Here is a 3293-nt window from a genome sequence, read left to right as displayed (position 1 = left end):
TTTTGTTAATAAATAATTTAATTTTTTTCTATTTTCTAGTTTATTAAGTTCTTTAATTATTTTTCGAATATTTTTTAATTTTTTTATACAATTTTCGCCTTTTTCTAATATAATTTTTTTATTAAAAATTATATTAATTATTTTTGTATAAGTTTTAAAATACAAATAATAAAACCCCCAAAAACAAATAACAATCAAAAACAACACAAATGAACTTTTTAAATCTTGCAATAATGCATACATATTTATCATTAAAAAATCCCCCATTAAATAAAATAACAACTTAACACCATTATACCTTAAATATTAATAAATAATTATTCTTTTAATAACCCCTCAAAAACAAATAACTAAATTTAAAATATAAAAAAAAGAAAGGAAACTTAAAATGAAAATTAAAAAAACATTGAACATTTTTAAGTGTAATGAAATTATTTGTTAATTTGAAAAAGATATAAAATTATCTATTTAATTTTAAGTCTTAAAGAGTAATTTTGAAATTAAAATATGTCTAAAAACGGAACACCTCATACATAACTATAATAGTGTGAGTAGTTATTGGTTATATTCATTTCCATACTAAACCTTTTTGGGCTACTCAAAATTTACAAATTTCAAAATCTAAAGATGATTCTTTTAATGTTTTGTATTTCTATTTTTATTTAAAACAAAAAACGAAATTCAGAAATTTAAACAAGGGCACATTCCCAATTTCACCCAAAGGCAAATGGCTTAATTTAGACCACCGTAAACTTTTAAAAACAAAAGAAATCGTTTAAAAAACGAAGTAAAATTCTTAAAATTATTAAGAAGGTAAAAGAAATATGTGGTTATTTTCAATAGTTACAACCAATTAGCAATTTTATTCTAAATTATACCGAAAAGGATTTAGCACTACCGTAATACTTGAACGAAGAATGGATGGAATCAAACAACAAAATTTTCACTATTCTTATTGTTTCTGGGTTTCAAACCTATTTTTTAAATTAATTACAAACACTTTAATTTTCATCAAAGATATAATTTTATTATCTTTTTCCCCAACAAAAAACTACAAAACTTAGAAATCAAAATGCCAGACAAGAATAATGAGCAAAAATTATTACAAAAATAGATAAAATCAATGAAATAAGAAAAACTCCAATCCCAAATAGAAGGACAAAAAGTCAAAGTTGCTAGTGGAAAGAGAAAAAAAGAAGAAAAAACAGCTTAAATCTCATCAATCACATCTGTGAAGGAGGATGAAAATGAATGATCTAAATTTCACCATCGGAATTATTATTTTAACTTACAAGCCTTTTAATTAATACCTTTAAACCCCAGACTCTTTTTACTAAGGGTCTTTTTATTTGTCATTAAATAAATATAGCATAACAAAACAATAAAATAAATAATCAATCCCTAAACTCAAAACATCACCAAAACAATAATATTATATTTCCAAAAAATAAAAATTCAAATAATGAGCCTAAAGATAAAAATAATTTAGAAAGTGATAATAAAATCAATGCAAATTAATAATTTAAACCAAAGAACTTATAAGTGGTATAATCATCGTAAAAAATACATTAATGCCTCAGAAATAGGAAGCATCACAGGAAATGATAAATTTAGAAGTTTAGAACAACTAGTTCATGACAAAATATTTGGAGCACCTTTTACTAGTAACAAATATACCGAACACGGCAATAAAACCGAACCAATTGCCCGCACCTTCTTTGAAAAAATAACTAATTTAAAATTCCCCGATACCATCTTTACTGATGATACATTAGATATGTTTTCTGCTAGTTTAGATGGTTATAACCAACAAACTAATACTTTATTAGAAATCAAATGTCCTTTTGTGGAAAATAATAAAGTTTCTGCAACTTGGAATCCATTTTTTTCAAAGAAACAAGTTCCTTCTAACTATTGGACTCAAGTGCAATGTCAACTTTATTGTTCTCAAGCTAAATTTGCTTATTTTCTAGTTTATTTTAATGACACCAATTACCATGTTGTAAAGATTTATAAAGATAATGAATTTGTGAAAAAAATGATTTCAGATGGCAAAAAATATTTAGAATTATTAAACAAATCAAAACAAGAATTATCCCAAACAACTTATTTAAAAAAATTAATAAAATTTAACCAATAAAAAATAAAAGAAAGAGGAAATTTAATTTAAAATGATAAAAAACAATTTTAATATTTCAGACATAGCCAATTATTTAATAAAAAAATCAAAAACACCACTTACATATTTAGAAATACACGCTTCATTGGCTTTTATTTTAATGCAATTTTACAACTCCCGAACCAATTTTTTTCTAAATTTTTTTGTCGAAAAAGTTTTTCTTCAATAAAAATAAATACCAAATACAAAGGGCTTTTATTTGAAGATTTGTTAATAGAAAACGCATTAAAAAAAATTAATAAAGAAAATAATCCATTTTTCTCAAACGTAAAAACAAACTTTTTACAACAAAAACAATATTCAGATATTTTAGATTTGTTAGATGAAAATATATTAGATTTTCAAAACAAAATCATTAAAAAACATTTATTAAATACTTATTTAATGTATTTTTGGTATCCTCTTAAAATTTTAAATGTAAATGATTTTTCAACCTTTTTCCCTGATTTGCTATTTAATAATTGGAATTTTGTTTTTCATACGTTTTTTTTAAATGAAAAAATAAACTCGCAAAATATTCTTTATAAATCTAATCAATTAATAATTAAATTATAAAAAAAACTATATGTTGAAAAATAATGTATTTAGATATATATGTGTGACTAATGAAAGCTGTAATAAAAGAAATAATTTTTTTTAAAATAGATTTTTTCAAAAATAAAAATAATTGCTTTTTTAAGATTTTAAATTTAATTTCAATTAAAGAAAAAATAAATTTTACTTTATTTTGTTTTTTTAATAATCTTAATTCTATTTTTTTTATTTCTTGATGATGAAAATTTATTTTGGAAATATAACCATTTTCTAAAATTTCAATATAAAAAAATGAATATTCAATAAATTTGATGTGTGGTAGAATTTTTCTTTTAAATTCTTTTCTATTTAAATAAAAATAATAAAAATAATTAATTTGGTTTTTAATAAAAGTTAAATGACCGTTTAATGTTTTTGAAAAGTTATTTTTTGGTCGAAATGCTATTATTTTTTTAGATTTATTTTCCAATTCAACATAAGGTAAATTGTTTCCAAACAAAAGTTCTTGAATTTTTTTACTGATTTCTTCAAAAGAAATAAAATATTTTTCTTTTGAAAACTCAAAAGAATTATTAATGCT

At 21.3% G+C, this 3293-nt stretch carries 2 protein-coding genes; both read left to right on the top strand.

The genetic code is table 11. The features are described 5' to 3' along the window. The first annotated feature begins 1507 nt into the window (after positions 1 to 1507). Positions 1508 to 2140, top strand: a complete 633-nt coding sequence (locus KE631_RS02510; protein WP_212509265.1) for a YqaJ viral recombinase family protein — start codon at positions 1508 to 1510, stop codon at positions 2138 to 2140. 246 nt (positions 2141 to 2386) lie between these two features. Then, positions 2387 to 2734 (top strand): hypothetical protein, encoded by a 348-nt coding sequence (locus KE631_RS02505; protein WP_212509264.1) that lies wholly within the window; start codon positions 2387 to 2389, stop codon positions 2732 to 2734. Positions 2735 to 3293 lie beyond the last annotated feature (559 nt).

Source organism: 'Santalum album' aster yellows phytoplasma (genome assembly GCF_018283495.1).
GTDB classification, from domain to species: domain Bacteria; phylum Bacillota_I; class Bacilli_A; order Acholeplasmatales; family Acholeplasmataceae; genus Phytoplasma; species Phytoplasma asteris.
The sequence above is the reverse complement of the archived record's forward strand: the minus strand, read 5'-3'. Positions and strand labels throughout refer to the sequence as shown.

Coding starts and splice junctions, on each gene's coding strand:
- KE631_RS02510 (WP_212509265.1), top strand. CDS start 1,508: ATGCAAATTAATAATTTAAACCAAAGAACTTATAAGTGGTATAATCAT.